Source organism: Streptacidiphilus anmyonensis, from assembly GCF_000787855.1.
GTDB lineage: Bacteria > Actinomycetota > Actinomycetes > Streptomycetales > Streptomycetaceae > Streptacidiphilus > Streptacidiphilus anmyonensis.
On sequence record NZ_BBPQ01000012.1, the window covers coordinates 159,158 to 173,252 of the forward strand.

The window sequence follows — 14,095 nt, forward strand, 5'->3', positions numbered from 1 at the left end:
GTCGCTTCCGGAACGTTGCGCGCGGCGGCCGAGGCGAGTCGCGTCAGGGGGTCAGAGCCCGGTGCCCGTCGACGGAGGGGATCTCCGGGGCCGCCGGATGAGGCTTGGCGTTCTTGAGCACGTCCACGGTGGCCTTGGCGCCCGCGATGGTGCGCTCGGGCGGGGAGAGCTTCTTGAACCAGCGGTACGCCATGAAGCCGAGAACGGCCGCGATCAGCACGTAGACGCCGCCCATGATGAAGAAGCACCACACCAGGCCGAGGCCGGTCGAGTGGATCCCGTAGGCCGCCGCGAAGCTGAACATCGGGATGGACGCCAGCAGGACGACCGCGGCCACGGCGATCGCGCCACCGCCGGACGCGCCGCGCACGACATCCTTCTTGATCTCCTGCTTCGCCAGCGCGATCTCGTCGTGGACGAGCGCCGACAGGTCCGCGGTCGCGGAGGAGAACAGCTCCCCCACCGTACGCTCGGTCCCGGTCCCGGGAGCGGCCATCTCGCTTCTCCTCATCCTCACGCGACTCACGCGATCCCCGTGGCGGTCGGGGTGGTGCTTCCGTCCGCCGCTGTTGCTCTATCAGATCATGCCGCTACCGGACGGTACGTCACCACCGGACACATCGCCGTCGTCCGCGTCCTCTTCCTCACACAGCCGCCGGTACTTCTGGTTACGCATCCGCAGCAGTACCGCCGCCAGGACCGCGCACAGCAGCGAGCCGACGAGGACCGCCGCCTTGACGCGTTCGGTCAGCTCAGGATCGTGCGAGAAGGCCAGCTCGGCGATGAGCAGCGAGACGGTGAACCCGATGCCGGACAGAACCGAGATCGAGAACAGGTCCGCCCACTCAAGTTCCGGGTTCAGCTCCGCGCGGGTGAACCGGGCCGTCAGCCAGGTGCCGCCGAAGACGCCGAAGGTCTTGCCGATCACCAGGCCCAACACCACCCCGAGCGGCGCCGGCTCGGTGAACACCTGGACGAGGGCGTGCGGGCTGATCACCACCCCGGCCGCGAAGATCGCGAAGACGGGAACGCAGAAACCGGCCGAGAACGGGCGGACGAGGTGTTCGATGTGCTCGCCGGGAGAGTGCTCCTCGCCCGGGTCCTTGGTGACCCGCAGCATCAGGCCCATCGCCACGCCGGCCACGGTGGCGTGCACACCGCCCTCGTGCATCAGCGCCCAGATGACCACGGCCAAGGGCACGTAGATGTACCAGCCGTGAATCCGTGCCCGGTGCAGGAAGTAGAAGAGGATCAGGCCGAGCAGGGAGAGCCCGAGCGCCCAGAGCTTGACGCCGTGGCTGTAGAAGATCGCGATGATCAGGATCGCGATCAGGTCGTCCACCACGGCCAGGGTCAACAGGAAGGCGCGCAGCGGCGACGGCAGATGCGAGCCCACGACGGCCAGCACGCCCAGCGCGAAGGCGATGTCCGTTGCGGTCGGGATCGCCCATCCGCCCAGGTGGCCGTTGGGTCCGCTGTTGACGATCACGTCGATGACCGCGGGGAGCGCGACGCCGCACACGGCGGCCGCCACCGGCAGCATCGCGGCGCGCGGGTCGCGGAGCTCGCCCACGACGAGCTCACGTTTGAGCTCGATGCCGGCCACGAAGAAGAAGACGGTCAGCAGCCCGTCCATGGCCCACTCGGCGAGGGTGAGGTCCAGGTGCAGTGGCTTGCTCGGCCCGATGGTGTAGGAGCTGACGGCCTCGTAGGAACCCGGCCACGCGTTCGCCCAGATGAGGGCCGTCACGGCGGCGATGAGCAGCAGGATGCCGCCGACCGTCTCCGCCCGCAGGGCGTCCGCGAGGAAGGCGCGTTCCGGCAGCGGCAGCCGGGCCAGGAACTGGCGACGCGGCGGCGGCGTCGGAGCGCTGCTCACGCGGAGGACCTCGCTTCCGTCTCGTACATCCCTTTTGTCACATGCTACGGAAGCAGGGGCGAGGCGCCGTCGAAGCACGCGGCCCGCCCCCGCCGTGAGGCTGGGGACGGGCCGCGGTCAGGACCGGTGGGCGATCCGGGCTGCTCAGTCCTCGCTGGGGGCGGCGGGGAGCTTGCTCTGGATCAGGTCCATGACGGTGGTGTCCGCCAGCGTGGTGACGTCGCCGACGGCGCGGTTCTCGGCCACGTCGCGCAGCAGACGGCGCATGATCTTGCCGGAGCGGGTCTTGGGCAGCTCGCTGACCGTCAGGATCCGCTTGGGCTTGGCGATCGGCCCGAGCACCTTGGCCACGTGGTCGCGCAGCTCGGCGGTCAGCTCGGCGGAGTCGGTGGCCGTCCCGCGCAGGATGACGAAGGCGACGATGGCCTGCCCGGTGGTGGCGTCGGTGGCGCCGACGACCGCGGCCTCGGCCACCTGCGGGTGGGAGACCAGGGCGGACTCGACCTCGGTGGTCGAGATGTTGTGGCCGGAGACCAGCATCACGTCGTCCACCCGGCCGAGCAGCCAGATGTCGCCGTCCTCGTCCTTCTTGGCGCCGTCGCCCGCGAAGTAGCGGCCCTGGAACCGGGACCAGTAGGTGTCGAGGTAGCGCTGGTCGTCGCCCCAGACGGTGCGGAGCATCGACGGCCACGGCTCCGTCAGCACCAGGTAGCCGCCCGAGCCGTTGGCCACCTCGTGCCCCTCGTCGTCGACCACGGTGGCGGCGATGCCGGGCAGCGGCACCTGCGCCGAGCCGGGCTTGGTCTCCGTGACACCGGGCAGCGGGGTGATCATCATCGCCCCCGTCTCCGTCTGCCACCAGGTGTCGACGATCGGCGTGCGGCCGCCCCCGATGTGCTCGCGGTACCAGACCCACGCCTCGGGGTTGATCGGCTCGCCGACGCTGCCCAGCACCCGCAGCGAGGACAGGTCGAACTTCGCCGGGATGTCGTCGCCCCACTTCATGAAGGTGCGGATCGCCGTCGGCGCGGTGTAGAGGATCGTGACGCCGTACTTCTGGACGATCTCCCAGAAGCGGCCCTGGTGCGGGGTGTCCGGCGTGCCCTCGTACATGACCTGCGTGGCGCCGTTCGAGAGCGGCCCGTAGACGATGTAGGAGTGGCCGGTGACCCAGCCGATGTCGGCGGTGCACCAGTAGACGTCGGTCTCCGGCTTGAGGTCGAAGACCGCGTTGTGGGTGTAGCTGGCCTGCGTCAGGTAGCCGCCCGTGGTGTGCAGGATGCCCTTCGGCTTACCCGTGGTCCCCGAGGTGTAGAGGATGAACAGCGGGTGCTCGGCCGCGTGGGCCTCGGGCGCGTGCTCCGCGGACTGACGCTCGGTGATCTCGTGCCACCACACGTCCCGGTCCGGGGTCCAGGCGGTCTCCTGGCCGGTGCGGCGCACCACCAGCACGTGCTCGACCTGCGGGCAGGACTGCAGCGCCTCGTCGATGGCCGGCTTCAGCGCGGTCGGCTTGCCGCGGCGGTAACCGCCGTCGGCGGTGATGACCAGCTTGGCGTCCGCGTCCTGGATCCGGGAGGACACGGCGTCGGCCGAGAAGCCGCCGAACACCACCGAGTGCGGGGCGCCGATGCGGGCGCAGGCGAGCATCGCGACGACGGCCTCGGGGATCATCGGCAGGTAGATGGCGATCCGGTCGCCCTTGCTCACGCCCAGCTCCAGCAGGGCGTTGGCGGCGCGGGCGACCTCGTCCTTGAGCTGGGCGTAGGTGATGGTGCGGGTGTCGCCCGGCTCGCCCTCGAAGTGGATCGCGACGCGGTCGCCCAGGCCGGCCTCCACGTGCCGGTCGACGCAGTTGTAGGCCACGTTCAGCTCGCCGTCGGCGAACCACTTGGCGAAGGGCGGGTTGGACCAGTCGAGCGTCTCGGTGGGCTCCTTGGCCCAGCTCAGGCGCTGCGCCTGCGCGGCCCAGAACGCGAGGCGGTCGGCCTTCGCCTCGGCGTAGGCCTCGGCGGTGACGTTGGCGGCTGCGGCGAGCGCTGCGGGAGGGGCGAAGCGCCGCTCCTCCTTCAGCAGGTTCGCCAGACTCTCATTGCTGCTCAACGCAACACTCCTCATCGATTACGTCCTGATTTCGTGAGATAGCTCACCAGGTCGACGGGTGTGCTGACAAGGCCCAGCCCCAAAATTGGTGTAGACCTCTCTGGCGGGCGGGGGCGGCATTCCGGTCGCGTACCGGCCGCGCGCCGGTTGCACAGTGGTTGGGACGGCTCCGGGACCGGCTTTGGGAACCGGACCGGAGGGGTGGGCCCTGGCGGGCCCCCGACAGGCCGTCAACTCGACCGGCCCCGCAGGCCCCTGCACGCGCCGTGGGCGGTGGCCGGACGGGGTCCTGGCCCCCTCCGTGCGCCCGGAGTCGCCAGGGGGCCGCCAGGACCGCCAGAGCCGCCAGGACCGCCGGGGCGGCCGGGGCCGCCTCAGGCGGCGGCGACCCGCGGGCGAACGGGCAGGAAGCCCCGGCTGCCGGGCGACCAGACGTACGTCTGGGCTGTCGTCAGTTCGAAGTAGAGCCCGGTCAGTCGGATTGTGCCGAGCTCCGCCCTTCGGGCGACGCTCGGGTGGGCCCGCAGGTTGTCGAGCTGCTGGACCACGTTGGTCAGGCAGAGCCGCTCCAGCGGGTCGGTCGACGGAGGGCGCCCGTGGAAGCGCGCGGGCGTGTGGCGGACCCGGTGCAGGGAGTCCTGACCATGGCGTAGCCAGCGGGTCAGCGGCGTCCCGGCCCGACCGTCGCGACGGTGCGCCCCGTGCAGCAGGGACTGCATGGCGCCGCAGCCGGAGTGCCCGCAGACGGTGATGTGTCGGACGTTCAGGACGTCCACCGCGTACTCCACGGCGGCGAAGACGCTGTCGTCAGCCGTGGGCGGGACCAGATTGCCGATATTACGGACGGTGAACAGCTCTCCGGGGCCGCTGTTGGTGATCACATTGGGGACCATCCGCGAGTCGGCGCAGGTGATGAAGAGCTGAGAGGGGGACTGTCCCTCCCGGGCCAGCCGCGCCAGCTCGGGACGGAGCAGTGGCGCGGTGTGCCGCTGGAAGTCCCGGATGCCGGTCAGGGCGTCCGGTGCGGCCGTGGCCGGGACGGATGGCGGGGACAGCGGGCAGGTCTCGGTGATCGGCGTGCTGTGCATGGGTCGCGTCTCCTGTGGGGTAGGACGGCGCGGCGGGGTGTGCCACGGGAAGGCCAAGAATCGGTAAATGAAGAGTAATGAACTCTTTACCTTCCGGGCGCTCCCGGCGGCCCAAGTTCACCCGGGAGGGCGGAGCCCCAGGCCTGTGTAACGGTCGGTCAGACCCCCAGCGGTTCGGGGAGCTCGGCGAGGTGCTCGCCGAGCTCGAAATCCGGATCGACCTGTCCGGCGAGGTCGGCGCCGGTCTTGGCGTTGCCCCAACTCTCGGCGTTGCGCAGGTGGAAGGAGACCATCTGGCGCGTGTAGCGACCCCAGTCCCGTTCGGCGTGGGCGGCGTCGACGGTCTCCTGCATGACCCGCAGCACCTCGGCGTTGGCCGGCTCCAGCTCGGTGAAGGCCGGCGCGCGCCCCTGCTCCGTCCGGCGCACCCAGGCGGACCGCCCGAAGCCGGCGAGCAGGGCGTCGCCCAATTCCTCGCGGAGGAAGTCGAGGTCGTCCTCGCTCTCGACCTTGTTGCCGATCACGTGCAGCCGGATGCCGTAGTCAGCGGCGTAGCCCTGGTACTGCCGGTACACCGCAACGCCCTTGCGGGTGGGCTCGCAGACCAGGAAGGTCTGGTCGAAACGGGTGAACAGGCCCGAGGCGAAGGAGTCGGCGCCGGCCGTCATGTCGGTCACCCAGTACTCCCCGGGCCCGTCGACCAGATGGTTGAGGCAGAGCTCCACTGCGCCCACCTTCGAGTGGTAGCAGGCGACGCCGAGGTCCTCCTCGTCGAAGGCGCCCGTAGCCATCAGGCGCAGTGACGCGCCGTCCACCGTGACCGGCCGGGCGCAGAGCCGGTACACGGGGTTGTCCTCGACGATGCGCAGCAGCCGGGAGCCTCGTCCGGGTGGCGTGGTCTTGATCATTGACGCCGCGTCGGCGATCCGGGGGTTTCCCCCGCGCAGGTACTCCTTGATGGCCGGGAGCTCGGCGCCCAGTGAGGGCAGTGCGGCGCACTCCTCGTCGGTGAGCCCCAGGGCGGAGCCCAGGTGCTGGTTCACATCGGCGTCCACCGCGACCACGGGGCTCCCGGTTACGGCGAGATGGCGGACGAACAGGGAGGACAGCGTGGTCTTGCCACTGCCGCCCTTGCCGACGAAGGCGATCTTCATGGGAGCTCCGGACGGGACTCGGGGTGGTGCGCAGCGTGGAGTGGGGTGCGGCGCGACGCGGTCGCGCTGCCTGGGCCCGTCGGGGGCCGCCGAGGGCACGGCCCTCCGACGGTGCTCCCCGGCGATCGTGCCGACGGTGCGGTGTCGATGCGACGGCGACGCTTATTGATAACCGTTATCGTCACCGATTCTTGGCCATCCTAGCGACGGTCCGGAGCCCGTAGATCGGCTTTCACTGATCCTTGACACTTTCGGGTGATGCACCCCACGTCCCCTTCGTGCTCCAGCCGCCCAGGAGTTCCGTAATGTCAGTGCGGTGAGCACGAGCACCCCTTCCTCCTCCGCCGCATCCGGCCCGGCCGACCCGCTGGCGCCCCTGGGCGAGCTGCCCGGCGTCGCCGGGGCCGTCGCCGAGACCCGCCGCGCCGTGGACCGTCTCTACGGGCACCGGGTGATGCGCCGCCGCGCCGCCGAGGTCACCTCCGAGGCTGCCCTGCGCGGCGCCCGCGCCTCCGCCGCTCTGGAGGGCGCGAACTGGCCTCTTGAGGAGGTGCGCCGCCGCACCGACTTCGGACGTGACACGGAGGCCCGCCTCGTCGGTGGTGCGCTGCGCCTGAACGCCGAGGTCGGACAGTTGCTCGGGACCTGGCGTCACTCCCCGCTCCAGGTGCTCGCCCGTCTGCACCTGCTGGCCGTGGGCGACGGGGGAGGGGCTGCTTCCTCCGGCGTGGCCGACGAGCAGGCCGGGGACGCGGCCGATGGCATGGGAGTCACCGCCGTGGGGCGGCCGCGGCGGGCCGACGAACCCGCCGAGGTGCTCTTCGGGCACCCTCTGGCCGCGACAGAGAAGGCCGAGACGGAGCTTGCGGCGCTGGAGCGAGCCCTCGACCTCTCACTGCCCCCGGCGCCGTCGGCCGCCGAGGTCTCGGCACGATTGGATACCCTCGCGCACCTGTTGGCCAGTCGCGGCGGCACCAAGCACCCGAACGAGCGAACGGCCCCCGCCCTCGTGGTCGCCGCGGTCGTCCATGGCGAACTGCTTGCGCTCCGCCCCTTCACCAGCGCGAACGGCCTGGTGGCGCGTGCCGCGACGCGGATCGTGCTGATCGCGGAAGGGCTGGACCCGAAGGCGATCTGCCCGATGGAGGTCGGCCTCGCCGAGCTGGGCAGCGATGCCTATCTCGCCGCCCTCGTGGGCTACGCCTCCGGTACGGCGGAGGGCATGGCCGCCTGGATCGCCCACTGCGCCCAGGCGCTGCGCCTCGGCGTTCGTGAGAGCACGGCCGTCTGTGAGGCCATGCAGCGCGGCATGGCCTGACCTGGCACGCCCTCACTCATCCCGGCCGAGCGGGACGTGGCGCACGGCCCGGCCGGGCGGAAAAGGGTTGCGGCGGCATCGGGGGATGCCGCCGCTGGCACAGGATCCGGGTGACCATGCGTTGCCTTTGTCGTGCCCATCCGGCGGGGAACTCTGCCCGTTCACCGGGTGTGGCGGCCCAGATCGTGGGTCGGCTAGCCGTGGGTGCTCGGAGGCTGTGCGCGGTCCGTGTGGCCTGACGCTTCGATGGTTCCTTTCAACGTCGCCGTCTGAGGTGTTCCATCTGGTCTCGCGGGCCGTACCTCCTTTGTAGCGCGGAACGGCCAGAAGCGGAACCCGGGGGCTCACTTCTTTACCCGGCTTGCCGCTTCACCCGGGGTGCTCCGCCCCAGGGCTTCCGCAGCTCGACCCGTCCGTCGGCTCCGTCCCGGCCGGTCAGGCCCCGGAGCGTCCGGAGCGCCGCGCCGCGTACCAGACCAGTCCGGCCGCGGTCACGGCCGCGCCCAGAGCGGCGGCGGCCAGCATCGGACGACTGGTCACCGCGAGCGAGGCGCTGCGTTCCCGCAGTTGCACCGGGCGGGTGAAGACCAGGACCGGCCAGGACCGCGCCTGTGCCTCGCGCCGCAGGGCCCGGTCGGGGTTGACGGCATGCGGGTGGCCGACGGCCTCCAGCAGCGGCAGGTCGGTGGCGGAGTCGCTGTACGCGTAGCAGCGCTCCAGGTCGTAGCCCTCGACGGCAGCCAGTTCGCGGATCGCGACCGCCTTGTTCTCCGCATAGGCGTAGAAGTCGATCTCTCCGGTGTAGCAGCCGTCCTGCTCGGCCATCCGGGTGGCGATGACGTGGTCGGCGCCGAGCATCTCGCCGATCGGCTCGACGAGCTCCGAACCCGAACTGCTGACGATCACGACGTCGCGGCCGGCCGCGTGGTGCTCCTCGATCAGTGAAGCCGCCTCGTCGTAGATCAGCGGGTCGATCAGGTCGTGCAGCGTCTCTGCGACGATCTCCCGGACCTGGGCCACGTTCCAGCCCCGCGCGAGGGAGGAGAGGTACTGCCGCATCTTCTCCATCTGGTCGTGGTCGGCGCCGCCGGCGAGGAAGACGAACTGTGCGTAGGCGCTCTTCAGCACCGCACGGCGATTGATCAGTCCGCCCCGGTACAGGGGGCGGCTGAAGGCCAGCGCGCTGGACTTCGCGATCACGGTCTTGTCCAGGTCGAAGAAGGCTGCCTGGCGTGCTGGGCGGGGCTGCGGGTGGTTTTCCACGAGTCGAGGATAAGTGCCAACCATTCGGCTCAAGGCCCGGCGCGTGGGTTTGCTTGAGAAGGGCTTCGGGTACACCATGGAAGTCACGGATCGTTCGCGACCGTGCTAACCCAGCTCGACTCCTCCCCCCCCGAGTCGGGCTGTGGAGGACGACCCCCGCTCTCCCCCCCGGCGGGGGTCGTCGCATGTCGTCAGCCGGATGCTGCGGTGCGATTTCCGGATGAACGCGGGGGATGCGTCAACCTCTCGACGCATTATCCACTCCCACGTGTGGCCTCGTTTTCCACACGCCCTTGTTTATCCACAGATTGCGGCTCGCTACAGCGGTCACTTGCGAATTCGGCGCACTGTGGTGTCCGCGCCGAAACGGGCGCGTCCATCACTCCGTGAGGGAGCCGACATGGCCGCACGCCCACCCACCGATCCGCCTGACGGGCCGCCCGCGGTCCCGCCCGCCGGTCCGTCCGTCCCGTCGCTCGACGGACGGCAGCTGCGGTCCGGGCCGCTCATCGTCACCGAGGACGACGAGCTGATCGAGGCACTGCTCAAGCTCTGCGCCGCCGCTGGAGCCACTCCGCACGTCGTGTGCGGGGCCCCGCCGCCGCGCCAGGCATGGGAGGCCGCGACGCTCGTCCTCGTCGGAGTCGACGTGGCCGAACGCATGGCTTCGTTGGCTCGGCGGCCGGGCGTGCTCCTCGTCGGGGCCGATCTGGACGACGCCGCCGTCTGGCAGAAGGCCGTCGCCATCGGCGCCGAGCACGTCGTCTTCCTGCCCGACAGCGAGCCCTGGTTGCTCGATCGGGTCGCCGACGCCGCGGAGGGCGTCGGTTCGCCCGCACTCACTGTCGCCGTGATGGGCGGACGCGGCGGGGCCGGGGCCTCGACACTGGCCTGCGCCCTCGCCCTGACAGCGGCGCGAGAGGGCCATCGGACGGTCCTCATCGACGTCGATCCGCTCGGCGGCGGGCTCGACGTCCTGCTCGGCGGGGAGGAGGCGGTGGGGCTGCGCTGGCCCGATCTCGCCTCCTCCCGAGGCCGGGTCAACGCCGTCGAGTTGGAACAGTCCCTGCCCCGGTTGCACCGCCTCGCGGCCCTCAGCTGGGACCGCGGGGACACGCTCACCATCCCCGTGGAGGCGGTGCGCACCGTGCTCGGGGCCGCCAGGCGGCGCGGGGGCGTGGTGGTGCTCGACCTGCCGCGACGCATCGACGACGCGGCCGCGGAGGCTCTCGAACAGGCCGATCTGGGCCTGTTGGTCGTGCCGGCCGAGCTACGGGCGATGGCGGCGTCGAGCCGGGTGGCCGCCGCGGCGGCCATGCGCCTGTCGGATGTGAGGGCCGTCGTCCGCGGCCCTTCCCCGAGCGGCATGACAGGAGCCGAGGTCGCGCGCGGCCTGAGGCTGCCGCTGGCGGGGGAGCTGGCCCCGGAGCCGGGGCTGGCCGCCGATCTGGAGTGCGGGCGCCCGCCGGGCGCCCGGCCCAAGGGACCGCTGGGCCGGTTCTGTACCGCGTTTCTGACCGAGGCTCTGGCCGGGGCCGGCCTCACGGACGGTGGGGGAGTGGCGGCATGACGAGGAGTACGAGCACGGGACACCGCAGCCACACGGGCGGCGGCCGTACGGCGGGCGGACCGTCCGGGGCGGTTTCCGCAGCCCTCTTGGACGCGGTACGGCTGCGGCTGGCCGAGTCCGGGTCGGAGCCCACCATCACGGGCGTCGCAGCGGCGCTGCGCGCCCAGGGCCGGCCCTACGGTGACACGGAGGTCCTGGAGATCGTCCGGGAGCTGCGTGCCGAGATGGTCGGCGCGGGTCCGCTGGACCGTCTGCTGAGCGATCCGGAGGTCACCGACGTCCTGGTCAACGGCCCGCGCGAGGTGTGGGTCGACCGCGGGCACGGCCTGCAGCGCGCCAAGGACGTCAAGTTCACCGACGAGCCCTCCGTGCGCCGCCTGGCCCAGCGGCTCGCCCACACCGCGGGCCGCCGCCTCGACGACGCCCGGCCCTGGACGGACGCCAGGCTGCCCCAAGGGGTCCGGTTGCACGCGGTGCTGCCGCCGGTCGCCGTCGGATGCACCTTGATCTCGCTGCGGGTCAGTCGCCCCCGCCCTTTCACCCTCGAGGAGTTGGTGGCGTCCGGCTCACTGACGACCTGGGGAGCGGGGCTGCTTCACGCCCTCGTCCGCGCCCGGGTGGCCTACCTGGTGTCGGGAGGTACGGGCACGGGGAAGACCACACTGCTCGCCGCCCTGCTGGGGCTGGTCCCCGCGGGCGAGCGCCTGGTCGTCGTCGAGGACTCCGCCGAACTCCAGCCCGACCACCCCCATCTGGTCCGGCTGGAGGGCCGACCGCCCAATCAGGAGGGCGTGGGCGGAATCGACCTTCGGGATCTGGTCCGACAGGCGCTACGGATGCGCCCGGACCGTCTGGTCGTCGGCGAGGTCCGCGGCAGTGAGGTGCTGGACCTCCTCGCCGCTCTGAACACCGGTCATGAGGGCGGCTGCGGGACGGTCCACGCGAATGCCGCCTCCGACGTGCCGGCCAGGCTTGAGGCCCTCGCGGCGACGGCGGGCCTCGGGAGGGCCGCCCTCCACAGCCAGTTGGCCGCCGCGCTGGACGCGGTGGTGCACCTGGTTCGGAGCCCCGGCGGACAGCGCCGGGTGGCCGAGGTCTGCGTCCTCGAACGCGGCGACGACGGCCTCGTCACGGCCCTTCCGGCGGTCCGGTTCCCGGCCGCGGGCGGCCAGGAGCCGGGCCCCGGGTGGTCTCGCCTCGCCGAGCGCTGCGGCGGGTTGCGGGCGCCTTGGTCCCGACCGAAGGCAGGAGCCGGCTGATGCCGGTCGATCCCCCCGGGCTTGGTCTCCCCCCGAGCGGGGGCGGGTGGCCCCTGACGGGCACGCCCATGGGGCGTTACGGAGTTCATGCCTGGCAGGCTGCCAGCCTCTGGCCGACGTCCGGGAGGTCGGCCCGCACGTGGCCGGCGCAGGTCCTGACGGCCTGGTTGCCGAGGCAGGCAGCCCCTTCCGGAAGCGGGACGGCCGGCATCGCTCTCTCCTGGCCCGGCGTCCACGCACTTGCGACGGCGGCGACGTTGGGGGCGCTCGGCTGGCTCTCCTGGTGGCTGGCCCGGCGGGACAGGGCTGCCAGGCGGATCGTCCGCCTGTGTCCCGGGGCCACCCGGCGCCGGTCCGGGCCCTGGCGGCAGAGGGTGCGCCGACTGCGGGCCGTGCTGCCGGTGGAGCTGCTGCTGGTACCGGCGGGAGGGCTCGCCGCCTGGCTGGCAGCGTCGCCGGTCCCAGGCGTGGCGGGCGCCGCGGCGGTCTGGCCCGTGCTGCGGTGGCGACGACGACGGCGGGTGGCCAGGGAACGAGAGCGCCGTCAAGCCGCCGTGGTGGAGCTCTGCGCGGCTCTGGCCGGCGAGCTTCGCACCGGGGCGACCCCGCACCAGGCGGTCGAGATGGCCTTTGAGGGCCTCCCGCACGGCGATGCGCTCGATTCGACCGCCCTGTTGGCCGCGGTCCGGCTCGGTGGGTCGGTGGACGGAGCACTGAGCCTCCTGGCGGAATCGCCGGGAGCCGAAGGCGCCAGGGGCGCCGCCGCCTGTTGGCGGGTCACCTCCGCCAGCGGGGCGGGTCTGGCCGAGGGACTGGACCGGGTCGCCGAGGGTCTGCGCGCCGAGCGGGCTCTGCGGGACTCCGTCCGGGCAGAACTGGCCGGCCCGCGTTCGACGGCGGTGCTCCTGGCTCTCCTCCCCCTCTTCGGGCTGGCCCTCGGAGCGGCCCTTGGCGCCGACCCGCTGCACGTGCTGCTGCACACCACGTCGGGCCTGGTGTGCCTGCTCGTGGGAGCGGCCCTCGAATACGCCGGGCTGGCCTGGACGGCGCGCATCGCCCGCACGGCGGAGGGCACGACATGAGAGCGACCGGAGGGCGGCAGGCCGCCAGTGCCCTCAGCGTCCCTTCGTTCTCCGGAGCGGCCTGATGAACAGCGCGTGGGTGGTCATGGCGGCCGCTGCCAGCGGGAGCACCGCCCTGGCCTCGGGCGCGGCGCTGCGGATGCGCAATCGGCGGATCCGCACAAGGGCCCGCCGGGTCGGGATCGATCCTGCCCGCAACAGGCGGCGGCCGGTGGGACGACGTCAGGGCCGGGAATGGCTCGTGCAGAAGGCCGCCTCGGTGCTGCTCGGCGCAGGATTGGCAGCCCTGTTGGGTGGCACGATGGGCTGGCTGCTGGGGATCGTGATGGCGGGGCTCGGCCTGCGCTTCCTGCCCACCCCGCCTGGACCGGCCGAGCGGGCCCGGCGACGGGACTCCGATCTGCTGCGATCCCAGCTGCCGCTCACCGCCGACCTACTGGCGGGCTGCATGGCCTCCTGGTGCCCGCCGGACGCCGCCGTCGGCGCGGTCGCCGAGGCGATGCCGCAGCCGATGGCCGGGCGGCTCGTGGCAGCCGCCGTCCAGCTCTCCATGGGCGCCGACCCGGAGGCCTGTTGGGAGCGCCTGGGCGAGGCCGAACCGGTACTGGCCCCGCTGGGCCGGTGCCTCGCCCGAGCCGCCTCGAGCGGGGCGCCTCCCGCAGCCGGTCTCGCCAGGCTCGCCGACGCGGAACGCGCGTCGGCCGCACGGGAGGCCCAGGCCCGCGTACGCCGCGCGGGAGTCCTGGCGACCGCACCACTGGGTCTCTGCTTCCTGCCCGCCTTCGTCCTCGTCGGAGTCGTGCCGGTGGTCACCGGCCTGGCCGGGATCTTCCTGGGCCGACTCTGAGGCGAGGCGGACAGGACCTGTGTCCTGCGACCCGCAGCGCGAGCGGGTCCGCACCGCGTCGACGCGGGTCCGCCGCACCATCCCTTCGACCCGTCAACCCACCTTCTGAGGAGCCGGTATGACCACCTCCGCTGACGTCCCGACCTTCGGCCCCACGCCGGGTGGTCGCCTTTCGGGCAGCACTACGCCTGCCGCGCAGGTTCCTTCGCCCGAACCGCCGCCACCCCGCACGGTGTCCTTCCGCACGATGTCCCTCCGCACGAAGTTCGCTCGCCCGATGTCGCTTCGCTCGCCACGGCCCCGTACGCCAGCCCAGCCCTACTCCACCTCTCCGTGCGCCACGACGCCCCCCGGAGTGCCGTTCGCGCGGATCTGCCTGCGACGTCCTGGTGCCGCGGTGCAACTGCTGGCCTGCGCGGCTCAGGTGTGGCTGACGTACGGGGGCCAATCGCTCCGGCGTTGGGTGCGAGGCCGGCTCGGGTGCCTGGCCGCCGACGACGGCATGACGACGGCCGAGTACGCGGTCGGCACC

The 14,095-nt window shown here is 72.2% G+C and carries 11 protein-coding genes; 5 read left to right on the plus strand and 6 right to left on the minus strand.

The genetic code is table 11. The features are described from left to right. Window positions 1-43: 43 nt before the first annotated feature. The 5 genes from TR50_RS14915 to TR50_RS14935 all read right to left on the minus strand — a co-directional run bounded on the left by TR50_RS14915 (window position 44) and on the right by TR50_RS14935 (window position 6,224). Window positions 44-496, minus strand: a complete 453-nt coding sequence (locus tag TR50_RS14915; protein WP_042420624.1) for a phage holin family protein — start codon at window positions 494-496, stop codon at window positions 44-46. Window positions 497-577: 81 nt separating this feature from the next. After that, window positions 578-1,879 (minus strand): Na+/H+ antiporter NhaA, encoded by a 1,302-nt coding sequence (gene nhaA, locus TR50_RS14920; RefSeq protein ID WP_042420626.1) that lies wholly within the window; start codon window positions 1,877-1,879, stop codon window positions 578-580. 144 nt (window positions 1,880-2,023) lie between these two features. Further along, window positions 2,024-3,982, minus strand: coding sequence for an acetate--CoA ligase (gene acs, locus TR50_RS14925; protein WP_236654420.1), 1,959 nt, complete (start codon window positions 3,980-3,982; stop codon window positions 2,024-2,026). A gap of 374 nt (window positions 3,983-4,356) precedes the next feature. After that, window positions 4,357-5,070, minus strand: coding sequence for a carbonic anhydrase (locus TR50_RS14930; protein WP_052440999.1), 714 nt, complete (start codon window positions 5,068-5,070; stop codon window positions 4,357-4,359). 158 nt (window positions 5,071-5,228) lie between these two features. Further along, window positions 5,229-6,224, minus strand: a complete 996-nt coding sequence (locus tag TR50_RS14935) for an ATP-binding protein (protein WP_042420630.1) — start codon at window positions 6,222-6,224, stop codon at window positions 5,229-5,231. A gap of 316 nt (window positions 6,225-6,540) precedes the next feature. Between TR50_RS14935 and TR50_RS14940 the strand changes: the two genes are divergently transcribed. Then, window positions 6,541-7,542, plus strand: coding sequence for a Fic family protein (locus TR50_RS14940; protein WP_042420633.1), 1,002 nt, complete (start codon window positions 6,541-6,543; stop codon window positions 7,540-7,542). A gap of 435 nt (window positions 7,543-7,977) precedes the next feature. Here the strand turns inward: TR50_RS14940 and TR50_RS14945 are convergent, their stop codons facing one another. Continuing rightward, window positions 7,978-8,829 (minus strand): HAD family hydrolase, encoded by an 852-nt coding sequence (locus TR50_RS14945; protein WP_042420635.1) that lies wholly within the window; start codon window positions 8,827-8,829, stop codon window positions 7,978-7,980. Window positions 8,830-9,205: 376 nt separating this feature from the next. Here TR50_RS14945 and ssd point away from each other — a divergent pair, with 376 nt between their 5' ends. From ssd to TR50_RS14965, 4 genes are all read left to right on the plus strand, one after another. Then, the gene (gene ssd, locus TR50_RS14950; protein ID WP_084700294.1) at window positions 9,206-10,375 is read left to right on the plus strand and encodes a septum site-determining protein Ssd; all 1,170 of its coding nucleotides are present in this window, start codon (window positions 9,206-9,208) and stop codon (window positions 10,373-10,375) included. Next, the gene (locus TR50_RS14955) at window positions 10,372-11,634 is read left to right on the plus strand and encodes a TadA family conjugal transfer-associated ATPase (RefSeq protein ID WP_084700296.1); all 1,263 of its coding nucleotides are present in this window, start codon (window positions 10,372-10,374) and stop codon (window positions 11,632-11,634) included. The genes ssd and TR50_RS14955 overlap by 4 nt, the downstream gene beginning before the upstream one ends. A 374-nt stretch (window positions 11,635-12,008) precedes the next feature. Continuing rightward, window positions 12,009-12,716 (plus strand): type II secretion system F family protein, encoded by a 708-nt coding sequence (locus TR50_RS14960; RefSeq protein ID WP_236654421.1) that lies wholly within the window; start codon window positions 12,009-12,011, stop codon window positions 12,714-12,716. 64 nt (window positions 12,717-12,780) lie between these two features. Next, window positions 12,781-13,563: a type II secretion system F family protein gene (locus TR50_RS14965; protein WP_052441000.1), complete on the plus strand. Its 783-nt coding sequence runs from the start codon at window positions 12,781-12,783 to the stop codon at window positions 13,561-13,563. Window positions 13,564-14,095: the final 532 nt, after the last annotated feature.

Bases quoted from the DNA above. Each gene is read 5' to 3' on its own strand.
- TR50_RS14915 (WP_042420624.1), bottom strand. From the start codon at position 496: ATGGCCGCTCCCGGGACCGGGACCGAGCGTACGGTGGGGGAGCTGTTC.
- TR50_RS14930 (WP_052440999.1), bottom strand. From the start codon at position 5,070: ATGCACAGCACGCCGATCACCGAGACCTGCCCGCTGTCCCCGCCATCC.
- TR50_RS14935 (WP_042420630.1), bottom strand. From the start codon at position 6,224: ATGAAGATCGCCTTCGTCGGCAAGGGCGGCAGTGGCAAGACCACGCTG.
- TR50_RS14945 (WP_042420635.1), bottom strand. From the start codon at position 8,829: ATGGTTGGCACTTATCCTCGACTCGTGGAAAACCACCCGCAGCCCCGC.
- ssd (WP_084700294.1), top strand. From the start codon at position 9,206: ATGGCCGCACGCCCACCCACCGATCCGCCTGACGGGCCGCCCGCGGTC.
- TR50_RS14955 (WP_084700296.1), top strand. From the start codon at position 10,372: ATGACGAGGAGTACGAGCACGGGACACCGCAGCCACACGGGCGGCGGC.
- TR50_RS14965 (WP_052441000.1), top strand. From the start codon at position 12,781: ATGAACAGCGCGTGGGTGGTCATGGCGGCCGCTGCCAGCGGGAGCACC.